This window comes from Floridaenema fluviatile BLCC-F154 (assembly GCF_041929135.1).
GTDB classification, from domain to species: domain Bacteria; phylum Cyanobacteriota; class Cyanobacteriia; order Cyanobacteriales; family Aerosakkonemataceae; genus Floridanema; species Floridanema fluviatile.
On sequence record NZ_JBHFNS010000018.1, the window covers coordinates 216,753 to 229,896 of the forward strand.

The following is a 13,144-nucleotide window of genomic DNA, read 5'->3' on the forward strand; positions in this document are numbered from 1 at the left end:
CTAGCAATCCAGATGAACGTCCTTAACAATATCCTAAATAGGCAAACAATACCATGAGTGAAATTTCCAACATTCGTAAATTACTATCCGATCCAAATTTAGGGCTATTCCCCCAGATTGACAAAGCGATTAAAGATATCCAAACCAGTTTTACCGAGTACAAAGAAATTTTCCACTTTGAGCATTACGATCTGGAATTAGGGACTTGCCAAACTCACGTTACGGCTAACGACGCTAGACCGATTATTTCCCAATTTATTATCATGAAATTTCCGATACTTGGGCTAACTAAAGACAAATTTGAACTGTTAATGTTAGCAGCAGAAATTCAAAATAATCTCGACGCTACCATTATGGATTGGAGTACTCGCGAACGTAGTCAATACGACAATAAGCCCTTAAGACGACCAATCACAACGGTTGATGGTAAGATTGATTTTCAAACAGGAGATCAACCGAATAACTCTTGTTGTATAACCATTTTTCGTGAATTTGAATTGACTTACGCTGCATCATTTTAAGTTGGTTAATAGTCATTAGTCATTGGTCATTGGCTTTTTACTAATTGCTCATCGCTATACAAAAAGCCAATGACTAATGACAAGTAAATCAGTTCAATTACTTTAAATTAAATGAAAAAATTAGTTACTTTATTATTTTTGATGATTATAGTATTGATAGTAAGTTTATTACTAAATTCCCAGCAAGTTGTAGCGGAACAATGGCGACCTGTCAAAGGTGGAATCAATTTTGGTATTAGTGGGATGGCGTTGATTGATAGAAAAGATAATGCTTTAGATTTTTTGGTTGTCCATGATAATAAAGGCAAAGATCAAGGTCGTTTAGCAATTGTTACTATTAAAGATGGACAACAACCAGAATATTTTCCTTGGAATTCTGCTAGTGATTTAAATGAGTTATATTTTGGTTCAGACTTAGAAGCTATCACCGCAGTTCCGACTGCGCCTAGTTCTTTTATGGCTTTAAGTAGTAAAGGTAAAGTATATTATTTCCGCTTGGGTAAGAGAAAGGGAGAGAGTTTTTTACTGAGAGTATTTGATTTACCAAATTTGCCAGAGAAACCTAATTTTGAGGGATTTGCTGTACAGGAAATTGATAATAAGTTATTAGCTGTTTGGGCGGAAAGAGGAGAAGGGGAAAAACCTGGAATAATTTATTGGGGAATTCTGAATTTATCGAGTTTTCAGATTGAGTTAAAAGGTAGTAAAAGTTTCACAGTTCCTTGGCCTAATTCTCCACATTTGCGACATATTTCTGATTTAAAAATAGACCGTTTGGGAACAGTTTTCATTAGTTCGACAATCGATCCGGGAAATGATGGGCCATTTACATCTGCGGTATATATTGCGGGTGTGTTTGTGGTGAATGGAAATGAGGTTTCATTTCGGGAAAATTCGGATCTTTTTCCTTTGTATCGGTTAGATTATCATAAGGTGGAAGCGATCGAACTTGTTCCCGGCGCAAATGGTGGCATAATTGTCGGTACAGATGATGAAAATATGGGTTCTTGGCTGTATATGCCTAATGGTAATTAATAATGTTTTAATTGAGAGTAATTAATAAAAGCGATCGTTTATTATCTAGCAGTTATTTATTATTTTATCTAGTAGCGAAACATATATATATTATATTTGTAATTACCTATTTATTTTAGAGCGATTTTTTTTAGGAAAACGAACATAATCAGGATCGAGAAAGTCAATTAGATCTACGAGAGCGTGCTGTAATTTAATCAGCCTTTGGTAATACTTACCAGGATTATTTGCTAAAATTTCAATATCCTGACGAAGTTTGTCAAACCAACGGCTAAAATTAGGATCTTTTTGCTTATATACAAAATTTGCATAGCCGATGCACTCACGGCTCGGAGAATTACTATTAACAGATAGCGAATTCATCATAATTTCTCCGATAGCTCTCTGTTCTCCTCTGAATATACGAAATATTTCTTCTAACCTACCTTCTAAGAATGTTTGAGTAATCCGATCGATTAAATCAACAAATTTACGGTTTTCACTGACATCGCCTAAGTCTAGAAATTGTACTTCACGACGCATAATTTCAACCCAACCCAAATATTCTGCTATAACGTATAAAGTATTCTCACAGGCATATTCCTTTTCTAAAGGAGTACCTTCTGTATAGTAATTTTCGAGAAAACATATTTCGACAATATTGTAAATTCTACTCTGTAAATCAAAAGCTGCTCTTAGTAAAGGTTCCCGATACTTGCTCATCAATTCCCTTACTAATTGCTCTTTGTTATACTTTTGACGTTCCTGTTCTAGCTGGTGTTGTAGTGCAATTAGTCGATGTTTTTGCCGTTCTTGAAGCCAAACTCCATAAAGGCTTAAAATTGCACTTGCAAGTGCAACCAAGCCGGAAATAATCGCAACAATAACGGCAGCATTCATCAAATTACCTTTATTTTACTTGCAAGAAAAGTAATTATCCTAAACATTAAATCTAAACAACATTACATCACCTTCTTGCACTACATATTCTTTCCCTTCACTGCGAACTAAACCTTTTTCCTTGGCAGCATTCATCGATCCATTTGTTACCAAATCTTTGTAAGCAACGGTTTCTGCACGAATGAAACCCCGCTCAAAATCGGTGTGAATTACACCTGCTGCTTGGGGTGCGGACATTCCGGCGTGAATTGTCCAAGCGCGAGTTTCTTTTGGCCCGGTGGTGAAGTAAGTTCTTAATCCCAAAAGTTCGTAAGTTGCACGAATTAAAGATTTTAATCCGCCTTCTTCTACTCCCAAAGATTCTAAAAATTCGGCTCGATCTTCTTCGGGTAAAGCAATTAATTCTGATTCTACTTGGGCGGAAACAATTACGACTTGGGCGTTTTCTTGGGAGGCAATTTCGCGGACTTTTTCTACATATTCGTTGCCGCTGGCTAAGTCATCTTCGGAGACGTTTGCAGCGTAAATTATCGGTTTTCTACTGAGTAAACCTAAGCCTTTAATTGCTTGTTCTTCTTCATCGGTTAAACTAACTTGTCTGGCTGATTTGCCTTCGTTTAAAACGGCGTTGATTTTTTCTAATACTTCTAATTCCACTTGTGCGTCTTTGCTGGTGCGTGCTAGTTTGCGAGTGCGATCGATCTTTCGTTCAACTTGATCTAAATCTGCTAAACTCAACTCTAAATTAATCACTTCAATATCTCTGGCTGGATCGACAGAACCCGCAACATGAATAATATCATCATCTTCAAAACAGCGGACTACATGAACGATCGCATCAACTTCTCGAATATGGGATAAAAACTTATTTCCCAAACCTTCACCTTGACTCGCACCTTTCACCAAACCCGCAATATCTACAAACTCGACTCTTGCCGGAATAATTTGCGCTGAATCTGATATTTTGGCTAACACATTTAACCTTTCGTCGGGCACAGCAACCACGCCGACATTCGGTTCAATTGTACAAAAAGGAAAATTGGCGGCTTCTGCTTTAGCATTTGCCACTAAAGCATTAAATAATGTAGATTTACCAACGTTAGGCAGTCCGACGATTCCGGCTCTTAGCATCTTAATCCAAGGTTAAAAACTGGGTGCAAATTCGATTTTAAACGCTAGGGAACCGTTTGGGGAATTGGCGCTGGCACTGTTTGGGGAATTGGTCCCGGTACTGGTTCTGGCGCTGGCCCTGGTGTTGGTTGGGGAATTGGTCCCGGTACTGGTTCTGGTGCTGGCCCCGGTGTTGGTTGGGGAACTGGCCCTGGTGTTGGTTCTGGTACTGGCACTGGTTCGGGTATAGGGTTGGGAATGCCTGGTGGGGGGATTGGGTTGGGAGTAGGATTGACCATAAACTTTGTTAGTTCGACAATCTTAAAGTAGGAAATTTTGGCTTTTTTTTCATCTCTCTTATTAGTTATGTCTTTTGATTTTGGTTTTTTTTGAACCGCGTTCGCGTAGCGTGTGCGTAGTACGTAAGACGCGAAAGACGCGAAGAAAGAGAAGAAGAAGAAGAAGTTTTTCCGTTGATTTAGGATTATTGTGGTTTTAAAGGAAAGATGTTGAATGTTCGATCGGAATTTTCAGGCAGAAACGCCTTTGTTGGATGCGATTAATTTTTATGTTGAAGTTTCTCATGCGGGATTTTTTACTCCGGGGCATAAACAGGGTAAAGGTGTTTCGCAAAAGTTGCGGGATTTGTTAGGTTCTCAGGTGTTTAAAGCTGATTTGACGGAGTTGGCAAATTTAGATAATTTGTCGGGTCCTGAAGGTGTGATTAAGGAGGCACAAACTCTAGCAGCTGCGGCGTTTGGGGCAGAGGAATCTTGGTTTTTGGTGAATGGTTCTACGGGGGGAATTATTGCGGCTATTTTGGCGACTTGTGGGGATGGGGAAAAAATTATTTTGCCTCGGAATGTGCATAAATCGGTTATTTCTGGGTTGATTCTTTCGGGTGCAATTCCAATTTTTGTCCAACCTGAATATGATGCTAATTTAGATGTTGCTCACAGTATTACGCCAGAAGCTGTTGCTAATGCGTTGAAAAAACATCCTGATGCGAAAGCGGTATTGATGGTTTATCCTACTTATTATGGTGTTTGTGGTGATGTGGAAGGAATTGCTAATCTCACTCATCAATATAACATTCCACTGTTAGTTGATGAAGCTCACGGGCCACATTTTGCTTTTCATCCAGATTTGCCTCCCGCTGCTTTAAGCAAAGGTGCTGATTTATCTGTTCAGTCAATTCATAAGGTTTTAAGTGCTTTAACTCAAGCTTCTATTTTGCACGTTCAAGGTGAGAGGATCGATCGCGATCGTCTCAGCAAAGCTTTACAATTAATTCAATCTTCAAGTCCGAGTTATTTGTTATTAGCTTCTTTGGATGCGGCGCGACAACAAATGGCTTTGTCTGGCAAAGAGTTAATGACTCACACTTTACAACTGGCTGAAATAGCGAGAAATCAAATCAGCGAAATTCCGCAATTATCGGTTTTGGAATTGTATCCTTCAGCAGGGTTTGTCAATCTCGATCGTACTAGATTAACTGTGATTCTTTCCGACTTAAATTTAACCGGATTCGCCGCTGAAGATTTCTTAACTCAACTGGGTGTAATACCTGAATTTTCCTCTAGAAAACATCTAACTTTTATTATTACTTTCGGCAACACCTCAGCAGATATAGAAAAATTAGTCCAATCTTTTCAGAAATTAACTCAAGAGCATCAAGGAGAAAAATTACTTGCTAAATTACCCGAACCAATGTATAATTCGCGAGTTTATTTGGACAATCAAACGCCAAAAATTTCCCCCCGAAAAGCTTTTTTCGCAGCAACAGAAACAGTACCAATAAATTGTGCAGTAGCGAGAATTTGCGCCGAAACTATTTGCCCGTATCCACCAGGAATTCCAGTTTTAATGCCGGGAGAAATTATTACTCCAGATGCTCTTGAATATTTGCTAAATATGCAAGCAATTGGCAGCGAAATTACTGGTTGTGCAGATGCAACTCTGAGAAATTTAAAAGTCGTAAAATCCGAATAATGTCAAGCAAAAATCAATAATCAGTTGAAAACAGTTGAACAGAAAACTTTTTTACTTCTGCTCTGTTGACACTAGCGATTACCGATAAAATTTTGCGATGGACTATTCCGCATTTCTTGATATTTAAAGGCTCTGCCGTAATCACCCATTGCATAGCAAGCAACTTTTAAACTTCCCAAAGATTGCTGTTCCACTCGGCTATCTTGCATAAAAATAGCTACAGTTAAACGCTGTTCATAACATTCTACTGCTTTAGCAAAATTCCCCACTGCTTCATAAGTAACTCCCAAATTTCCTAATGTTTGTTCTTCAACCCGATGATCTTCAATTTGTCGGGCAATTTCTAAGCGCATTTGGTAATATTCAATTGCTCTAGAATAATCACCAACAGCATAACAAGCACTAGCTAAATTTCTCAGTACTTGTAATTCTCCTCTCCCATCTTGGATATCTTGAGCGATCGCTAACCGCTGTTGATAAGCCGCGATCGCTTGAGCATAATTTCCTAAAGCATAAAAAACATTGCCTAAATTTCGCAGAACTTGCGCTTCTCCTTGGCGATCTTCTAACTTCTGCATCAACAGCAAACTTCGTTGCAGATGCTCTACAGTTTTTTCGTAATTTCCTAATGCTTTAAACGCCAATCCCAAATTATTTAACGCTGCTACTTCTCCGCGAGTATCATTTACCGCTTTGGCGATCGCTAAACTTTGCTGTTGATATTCAATTGCCCTCACATTATCTTCTAAATGGCGATAAGCATTCCCTAAATTTCCTAATGCTAATCCTTCGGCGCGGAGATCTTTGAGCTCCCTAACTACATCCAACCATTGCAGGTAATAATTAATCGCTTTGACATAATCACCCAAACCGTAAAAAGCATTGCCAATTTTCCCCAGTACTACTCCCTCTTCGGAACGATACTTTATTTCCCGGTAGATAGTAAGCGCCTGTTGAAAAAACTTAATCGCTGCATTAAATTGTTGATTTTGATGGCAATCAGTTGCTTGGGCGACTAATTGAACTGCCTTAGCACATTTCGGCTGTTTTTCTAGCGTTTCCTTTTCCTTACCCTGCCAATCTTCAGGTAGCGGGTGAGCGATCGTAGTTCTCTCGCCGTTCGGAATACACATTTTGTTTTCTTCTTGGTATATCCGATACCCCTGGCTATCCATATCTCCAACCTCTAAAAACTTCTTCTCCTGGCAGTATGCACATCTTTTACTTATATGTGGATGACAGAGATCACTGAGTAAAAGTTAACTTGGTTCGATTTCCGTATCAAAAACGCACTCCTAATTTTATCATTCCCTAATTTTGAGCAATAATTAGCAACTGAAACAAATTAATTTTAGGAGCATCGCCAATGCAGCGAGTTTTAGAACCGGAAGTTATGGATAGTTGGGAAGAAGCTGTAGCTTATGATGCAATGGATTTTACTGAGGTAAATACTGCTTTTGCTCAAAGGGCGATCGCACTAGCACCAACGCTAGCAAAAGTTTTAGATGCGGGTACTGGTACCGCTAGAATTCCCTTATTGCTTTCTCAACAACGTCCCCAATGGCAAATAACTGGCATCGACTTAGGAGAAAATATGTTAAAAATTGGTGCAGAAAATATAAAAAAAGCAGGTTTACAACAACAGATAACTTTAGAATTGGTTGATGCCAAACAATTACCATATCCTAACGAACATTTTGATTTGGTAATTTCTAATAGTTTGATTCATCATTTACCCGATCCTTTACCTTTTTTGCGGGAGGTTAATCGAGTTTTAAAACCCAAAGGTGCTCTCCTAATTCGTGATTTAATTCGACCTGTAAATCAAGAAACTTTGCAGAGTTTAGTAGAAAGTATCGGCACAGAATACGACAGACACCAAAAACAGTTATTCGCTGATTCTCTCCATGCTGCTTTTACGCTTCAGGAGATCGATCGACTAATTTTTCAAGCTGGTTTATCAGATGTAAAAATATATCAATCTTCTGACAGACATTGGACAGCAGAAAGAAGTTTTGGTTGAACCTTTCTGCTTTCTGCCTTTTTTACTGAGAAATTTTCCAGCGAACTAAAACACCTGTTTGTTGCTGAATGCGATCGGCAAATGTTTTCAAGTAATCAGCATCAACGCACTTGAGGGTATTTACTGGATAAGCACAATCTGCTATTTGGTTGTTCCCTCTACCATCTAATTGACGAGTTAACGGTTTAGGACGCGAAGGTGTGTTGAGTTGAATTTCATCAGGAACTAATTGTTTAATTCGGTTGATATAATCCGATTGAACTTGGGAATTCCAAGCGGACAAAATCATTGTTTGTACTGCTAATTTCCCTGGATACTCAGCCCGAAATTGTTCTATTCCCTGCCAAATTTCCCCTAAATTTAGCTCAGCTACAGGACGATTCACTCGCCGCAATTGTTCATCTGAAACCGCATCTAATTTGACTGCTACGCGATCGGTTAATGCTAACGCTGCACGCACATCAGGATCGTTCAATAATGTACCGTTAGTTAATACTACTAACGGTTTAGCAGTCATTTCTTTAACTTTAGCGAGAATTTCTCCTAAGTTTAATGCTAAGGTTGGTTCCCCGCTACCACTCAGGGTAATTACATCTACATCCCAAGGGGCAAAAAGTTGTAAATCTTGCAGAATTTGCTCGGTAGGAATGAAGATTTGACGCTGAATTTGTAACCTTTCAATTGCTCCCAATTGACAATAAACACAATCAAAGGAACAGGTGGAAATAGTACCAATTGGATCGATACCAAGCGATCGACCAAAACGCCAAGAATTCACCGGGCCATATACATAATGAAATGACATATTTATTTTTAACCACAAACAGATTGATGTTCTTTAAGCAATTCAATTGTATCTTTAGCTGGTAAAGGTGGACTAAAGAAATAACCTTGAATTTCCATACATCCCAGTTGGCGCAAACATTCTAATTGTGCTTCAGTTTCTACGCCTTCTGCGACTACGTTAATGTTTAATCCTTTTCCTAAAGCGACTATTGCCGAAGCGATCGCTAAATCGCAAGGATCGAAAGTAATATCGCTGACAAAGGAGCGATCGATTTTTAAAGAATGCAGCGGAAATTGTTTCAAATAATTCAAAGAAGAATAACCTGTACCAAAATCATCCATCGAAATATGTATTCCCATATCCGATAATTGATTGAGTTTTTCCTTGGTCAATTTCACATTTTGCATAGCAATTGTTTCAGTAATTTCTAACTCTAAAAATTGGGAATTTAGCCCAGTGTCTGTTAATATTTGACTTACCATTAGCACTAAATCTGATTCTTGAAACTGCCTTGCTGAGAGGTTAACTGCTACCCTAATTCCTGACAAACCCCGATCGATCCAATCTTTTATTTCTTGGCAAGCACTCTGGAGTATCCACTTCCCTAACGGTATAATTAATCCGGTTTCTTCTGCGATCGGAATAAATTTTCCCGGAGAAACCAAACCTAACTCTGGAGATTGCCAACGAACTAAAGCTTCAATTCCAGTAATTTTTCCTGTAGTAATATTCACTCTCGGTTGGTAATAAAGTAAAATCTCTCCTCTATCCCAAGCATGGTGTAAGCGATTTTCTAAAATTAATAGTTCCGAGTCTTCGGGATTAATAGTTGGATTATAAAAAGTATAATTATTCCTCCCGTTTCTTTTCACATTATATAACGCTACATCAGCATTTTTAATTAAGGTATCACCATCTTGACCATTTTGAGGATAAATGGCAATACCAATGCTACAAGTAATATGAAGATAATGATTATCAATAATAAAAGGTGGTTTTAAAATATCCAGAATTTTTTGCGCTAATTTAGCCGCATATTCACTATTGCTAATGTAGGGCAATAGAATAGTAAATTCATCTCCTCCCCAACGAGCAATTGTGTTATATTCCCGAAAACAACTAGTCAGCCTTTGTGCTGTTGCTTTTAATAAGCGATCGCCTATATCATGACCCAAAATATCATTAATCTTGTTAAATCGGTCTAAATCCAAAAACATTACCGCTACCTTTCCTTGACGACGGGAAGCATTTATCAAAGAAGCAGATAACAAATCACTAAACATTTTCCGATTAGGTAAACCTGTCAAGGAATCATGGCAAGCTTGATAATCTATCATCCCTAAAGTTTTCGCATTCCACCAAATGATAATTCCTAAAACTAAAACATTCAATACCCCCAAAAGTGCTATTCCCACTTCACTGTCGTACAGCCTTGCTCTTTTTCCCTGTAAAACTAACCAACCTAAAAAAGGTGGCACGCTAATCACAGCCAATGCCAAACGCCTAGCCATAATTCCGCCTGCAAATTCATTAGTAATTGCAGACATCAAGCCTCGGTTTGGGTAAACAAATAAATTGCTAATAAATAGGAAAATAAACGCTAAACTTGTATGCAATGCCATTGCTGTATTAGCGCCAATTCCATAAAATTCTGTAATGCCATAAAGATAACCTAATAATCCTAAAAATCCCAGTAAAAACCCAATAATATTCAATAATTGAGCTAACAAATAGAATCTTTTATTCAGGAAAAATATCGCCGCACCAAGCAAAATAAAAGCCACGGCGCTATTGGGAGCCATTCTACCCGGAACCCCAGGAACACCTTCAGCTTTTACTTCTTGAAAAACCAATTGATCGATGCCCAAGTTTATCTGGAATATGTCTTGAATTAAGGTGAGCGAACCAATCAATATAACTAAACAAGATAGTAAATTAACTATCAATATTAAGATTTTTTTGTTTAGTTTGCTTTTTGCTTTTTGATGCAACAGCCATAGAGAAATAGCTCCGATAATCAGAGCGATCGCTGTGTTTGCTTTCATTGTTACTAATTGCGGCAATCCGCTTTTAAATATACTGATATCAAATACCCAGCCTAAGCCAACCAAGCATCCTAATATAAAAACTGCAACACTAAGGAATTGAGAAATGTATTGCAGAGAATTAATTAAGTTGTGTTTCGAGGTATGTTTGTCCAAGTTCGGGTGAGAGGGTTTCAATGTAAGAAAAAGTTACTCTTCTACACGATTAGATGTGTAAACAGAATATTTCTGTATGTTTTTTGCAATTTATTAGCCTTAATTAATTTTTAATATTATACATCTCTTTGAAAAATACATCTATAGATATTATTCTTACCTTTTACTATCATTGAACAATACTAAGAACTTTTTGGAGAATCCGTCATGCCACTCGAAAGAAGAATGTCCAGAGAAATGTTTCTTCCTGGTCAAGAGGTGGTACTAAAGCAGTACTGTTTCACTCCGGGAAGAGTGTTTGAGCCGGGGAAGTACATTGTGGGAGACTTACCTGATATCGCCTTTGAAATGGGTTTAGTGGAACAACTTCCCCCAGTTAAAGGCAAGAGTGAGCAAGTTAAAAACCCACCTGACTCTTCAAAAAACCAGCCTTAGTAGATGTTTACCACTTAGTAATTTACGATACCATAAAATTCATTTAAACCCCCTGATTGATCGGTGGGTTCCACTCTGACAATCTGAACCCTAAAACCCTAAATTTCAAACGAATGTCGATCGATCCTTACGCTTGGATAGAACCATCTCTAACCACAATTCATCGAGCAGATTGGTATCGTTTTGCACAAACTATTTCCAGTCTTCCTGGTGCTGTTGTCCAACTAGAAGGAAAAACAGTAATTAACTTTGCCAGTAATGATTACTTAGGTTTAGCAAGCGATCGCTCTGTAATTGCCGCTGCTATAGCTGCAACCGAAGAATTCGGCACCGGAAGTACTGGCTCACGTTTGCTGAGTGGACATCGACAACTACATCGAGAATTAGAAAAAGCGATCGCCTCCTTAAAACAAACAGAAGATGCTCTTGTATTCAGTTCCGGGTATCTAGCTAACTTAGGTGCGATCGCCTCCATCGTCGGAAAAAGAGACTTAATTCTTAGCGATCGATACAATCATTCCAGCCTCAAAAACGGTGCAATTCTCAGCGGAGCCAAAATAATAGATTACCCCCACTGCAACATCATAGAACTACAAAATCACCTCAAACAACAGCGAGAAAAATATCGCCGTTGCTTAATTATTACCGATACAGTCTTTAGTATGGACGGAGACTTATGCCCCCTACCAGAAATATTAGACATCGCCGAAAAATTTCACAGCATGGTATTAGTTGACGAAGCACACGCCACCGGAGTTTTAGGCAAAAAAGGAGCCGGATGCGTAGAACATTTTCACAGCACTCATCGCCCATTAATTCAAATCGGCACATTAAGTAAAGCATTAGGCAGTTTAGGCGGTTACATAGCAGGTTCATCCACCTTAATTGACTTTTTACGTAATCGTGCCCCAACTTGGATTTACACCACTGGACTATCACCAGCCGACACCGCAGCCGCCTTAGAAGCAATTAAAATAGTCCAAAAAAAACCAGAACTTCGCACCCAACTATGGCACAACATAGACACACTAAAACAGCTAATTTCCCAAGAATTACCTAACTTAAAACTACTACCCTCAGAATCAGCAATTTTGTGCCTACAACTAAAAGACACAGCAACAGCATTAACCACAGCCATAAAATTAAAAGAAGCCGGAATTTTCGCCCCCGCAATTCGCCCCCCAACAGTTCCCACCAGCAGAATTCGCATCTCACTAATGGCAACTCACCAAATCTCCCACCTAGAAAAACTAGTAACAGCCTTAAAAAGTTCGTAGTAGCGACTTCAGTCGTAGTGAATCATTTGTCCATTAAAAACCCTCAAACTAATGAACTTTCTCGGAATAGACCTTGGTTGGAAAACAGGCGCAAGTGGTTTATGCTGCTTAAATTGGCAAAATAACCAACTGCAACTACTCAACTTAGAACGTCGCGAATCGATCGCTGATATTCTCTCCTGGGTAGACACCTTCGCCCCCCAAAAAAACCCCGCAATTATCGCCGTAGACGCACCAACTTTAATTCCCAACGCTACAGGAATGCGCCTCCCAGATAAACTCACCCACAAATATTTCCATCGCTATCACGCCGCTTGTTATCCCGCAAACTTAGGGCGACCTTTCGCTCAAAGAACAGTTGAATTTGGCTTAAGTTTAGAAACCAAAGGTTTTGCCCACGCCGCAACAATAGAACCGCAAAAATTAGGCAGATATCAAATTGAAGTATTCCCCCATCCCGCCATTGTAAATTTATTCGGTTTAGAACGCATTTTGAAATACAAAAAAGGTAAATTAGCAGAAAGACGCAGCGAACTAATTAAACTACGCCATTACATTTTAAATTACTTACCAACTTTTCAACCAAAACTTAACTTACCTGAATTACCAGAAATTCCCCTGACAGGTTTAGCAATGAAAAACATAGAAGACCAACTTGATAGTTTGATTTGTGCTTATGTTGGTGCTTATTGGTGGTATTGGGGAATAGAAAGAAATTTAGTTTTAGGTGATAATTCTACAGGATATATAGTTATTCCCAATTCTTTACATAATCCATTAAAATTAACTTGACGATCTTTTTTTAACCACAGATATCCACAGATAAACACAGATGAACACAGATAAAATTTAGCCCCCTCCCCGTACAGGGAGAGGGGGTTGGG

At 38.6% G+C, this 13,144-nt stretch carries 13 protein-coding genes; 7 read left to right on the forward strand and 6 right to left on the reverse strand.

The window, feature by feature from the left end:
• The first annotated feature begins 53 nt into the window (after nucleotides 1-53).
• Nucleotides 54-521, forward strand: a complete 468-nt coding sequence (locus ACE1B6_RS03780; protein ID WP_413255901.1) for a hypothetical protein — start codon at nucleotides 54-56, stop codon at nucleotides 519-521.
• A 111-nt stretch (nucleotides 522-632) separates the two neighbouring features.
• Nucleotides 633-1,556, forward strand: a complete 924-nt coding sequence (locus ACE1B6_RS03785) for a hypothetical protein (protein WP_413255902.1) — start codon at nucleotides 633-635, stop codon at nucleotides 1,554-1,556.
• Nucleotides 1,557-1,658: 102 nt separating this feature from the next.
• Here ACE1B6_RS03785 and ACE1B6_RS03790 read toward each other — a convergent pair whose 3' ends face one another.
• From ACE1B6_RS03790 to ACE1B6_RS03800, 3 genes are read right to left on the reverse strand one after another with little or no spacing between them, the layout of a single operon-like run.
• Nucleotides 1,659-2,435 carry a hypothetical protein gene (locus ACE1B6_RS03790; RefSeq protein WP_413255903.1) on the reverse strand — a complete coding sequence of 259 codons (777 nt, stop codon included), beginning with the start codon at nucleotides 2,433-2,435 and terminating at the stop codon, nucleotides 1,659-1,661.
• 39 nt (nucleotides 2,436-2,474) lie between these two features.
• Nucleotides 2,475-3,566, reverse strand: coding sequence for a redox-regulated ATPase YchF (gene ychF / locus ACE1B6_RS03795; RefSeq protein WP_413255904.1), 1,092 nt, complete (start codon nucleotides 3,564-3,566; stop codon nucleotides 2,475-2,477).
• Between the two features lie 44 nt (nucleotides 3,567-3,610).
• A complete protein-coding gene (locus tag ACE1B6_RS03800; protein WP_413255905.1) occupies nucleotides 3,611-3,844 on the reverse strand; it encodes a gamma-aminobutyric acid A receptor, epsilon-like protein in 234 nt (77 codons plus the stop codon).
• A gap of 214 nt (nucleotides 3,845-4,058) precedes the next feature.
• On the opposite strand from ACE1B6_RS03800, the gene ACE1B6_RS03805 reads away from it, so the two are divergent.
• Nucleotides 4,059-5,537: an aminotransferase class I/II-fold pyridoxal phosphate-dependent enzyme gene (locus ACE1B6_RS03805; protein WP_413255906.1), complete on the forward strand. Its 1,479-nt coding sequence runs from the start codon at nucleotides 4,059-4,061 to the stop codon at nucleotides 5,535-5,537.
• A 71-nt stretch (nucleotides 5,538-5,608) separates the two neighbouring features.
• Here the strand turns inward: ACE1B6_RS03805 and ACE1B6_RS03810 are convergent, their stop codons facing one another.
• A complete protein-coding gene (locus ACE1B6_RS03810) occupies nucleotides 5,609-6,712 on the reverse strand; it encodes a tetratricopeptide repeat protein (RefSeq protein WP_413255907.1) in 1,104 nt (367 codons plus the stop codon).
• A 191-nt stretch (nucleotides 6,713-6,903) separates the two neighbouring features.
• Here ACE1B6_RS03810 and ACE1B6_RS03815 point away from each other — a divergent pair, with 191 nt between their 5' ends.
• Nucleotides 6,904-7,560, forward strand: a complete 657-nt coding sequence (locus tag ACE1B6_RS03815) for a class I SAM-dependent methyltransferase (RefSeq protein WP_413255908.1) — start codon at nucleotides 6,904-6,906, stop codon at nucleotides 7,558-7,560.
• Nucleotides 7,561-7,582: 22 nt separating this feature from the next.
• On the opposite strand, the gene ACE1B6_RS03820 is transcribed toward ACE1B6_RS03815, so the two are convergent.
• Together ACE1B6_RS03820 and ACE1B6_RS03825 are read right to left on the reverse strand one after the other, a co-directional pair.
• Complete coding sequence (locus ACE1B6_RS03820; protein WP_413255909.1) at nucleotides 7,583-8,365, reverse strand: radical SAM protein; 783 nt, start codon at nucleotides 8,363-8,365, stop codon at nucleotides 7,583-7,585.
• Nucleotides 8,366-8,373: 8 nt separating this feature from the next.
• The gene (locus ACE1B6_RS03825) at nucleotides 8,374-10,392 is read right to left on the reverse strand and encodes a putative bifunctional diguanylate cyclase/phosphodiesterase (protein WP_413255910.1); all 2,019 of its coding nucleotides are present in this window, start codon (nucleotides 10,390-10,392) and stop codon (nucleotides 8,374-8,376) included.
• A gap of 363 nt (nucleotides 10,393-10,755) precedes the next feature.
• Between ACE1B6_RS03825 and ACE1B6_RS03830 the strand changes: the two genes are divergently transcribed.
• The 3 genes from ACE1B6_RS03830 (at nucleotide 10,756) to ACE1B6_RS03840 (ending at nucleotide 13,052) form a co-directional block, all read left to right on the forward strand.
• The gene (locus tag ACE1B6_RS03830; RefSeq protein WP_413255911.1) at nucleotides 10,756-10,983 is read left to right on the forward strand and encodes a hypothetical protein; all 228 of its coding nucleotides are present in this window, start codon (nucleotides 10,756-10,758) and stop codon (nucleotides 10,981-10,983) included.
• A gap of 113 nt (nucleotides 10,984-11,096) precedes the next feature.
• On the forward strand, nucleotides 11,097-12,260 hold the full coding sequence (gene bioF, locus ACE1B6_RS03835) for an 8-amino-7-oxononanoate synthase (RefSeq protein WP_413255912.1): 1,164 nt from the start codon (nucleotides 11,097-11,099) through the stop codon (nucleotides 12,258-12,260).
• A 51-nt stretch (nucleotides 12,261-12,311) separates the two neighbouring features.
• Nucleotides 12,312-13,052 (forward strand): DUF429 domain-containing protein, encoded by a 741-nt coding sequence (locus tag ACE1B6_RS03840; RefSeq protein ID WP_413255913.1) that lies wholly within the window; start codon nucleotides 12,312-12,314, stop codon nucleotides 13,050-13,052.
• Nucleotides 13,053-13,144 lie beyond the last annotated feature (92 nt).

Coding starts and splice junctions, on each gene's coding strand:
- bioF (WP_413255912.1), top strand. CDS start 11,097: ATGTCGATCGATCCTTACGCTTGGATAGAACCATCTCTAACCACAATT.
- ACE1B6_RS03780 (WP_413255901.1), top strand. CDS start 54: ATGAGTGAAATTTCCAACATTCGTAAATTACTATCCGATCCAAATTTA.
- ACE1B6_RS03840 (WP_413255913.1), top strand. CDS start 12,312: ATGAACTTTCTCGGAATAGACCTTGGTTGGAAAACAGGCGCAAGTGGT.
- ACE1B6_RS03810 (WP_413255907.1), bottom strand. CDS start 6,712: ATGGATAGCCAGGGGTATCGGATATACCAAGAAGAAAACAAAATGTGT.
- ACE1B6_RS03825 (WP_413255910.1), bottom strand. CDS start 10,392: ATGAAAGCAAACACAGCGATCGCTCTGATTATCGGAGCTATTTCTCTA.
- ychF (WP_413255904.1), bottom strand. CDS start 3,566: ATGCTAAGAGCCGGAATCGTCGGACTGCCTAACGTTGGTAAATCTACA.
- ACE1B6_RS03800 (WP_413255905.1), bottom strand. CDS start 3,844: ATGGTCAATCCTACTCCCAACCCAATCCCCCCACCAGGCATTCCCAAC.
- ACE1B6_RS03815 (WP_413255908.1), top strand. CDS start 6,904: ATGCAGCGAGTTTTAGAACCGGAAGTTATGGATAGTTGGGAAGAAGCT.
- ACE1B6_RS03830 (WP_413255911.1), top strand. CDS start 10,756: ATGCCACTCGAAAGAAGAATGTCCAGAGAAATGTTTCTTCCTGGTCAA.
- ACE1B6_RS03820 (WP_413255909.1), bottom strand. CDS start 8,365: ATGTCATTTCATTATGTATATGGCCCGGTGAATTCTTGGCGTTTTGGT.
- ACE1B6_RS03785 (WP_413255902.1), top strand. CDS start 633: ATGAAAAAATTAGTTACTTTATTATTTTTGATGATTATAGTATTGATA.
- ACE1B6_RS03790 (WP_413255903.1), bottom strand. CDS start 2,435: ATGAATGCTGCCGTTATTGTTGCGATTATTTCCGGCTTGGTTGCACTT.
- ACE1B6_RS03805 (WP_413255906.1), top strand. CDS start 4,059: ATGTTCGATCGGAATTTTCAGGCAGAAACGCCTTTGTTGGATGCGATT.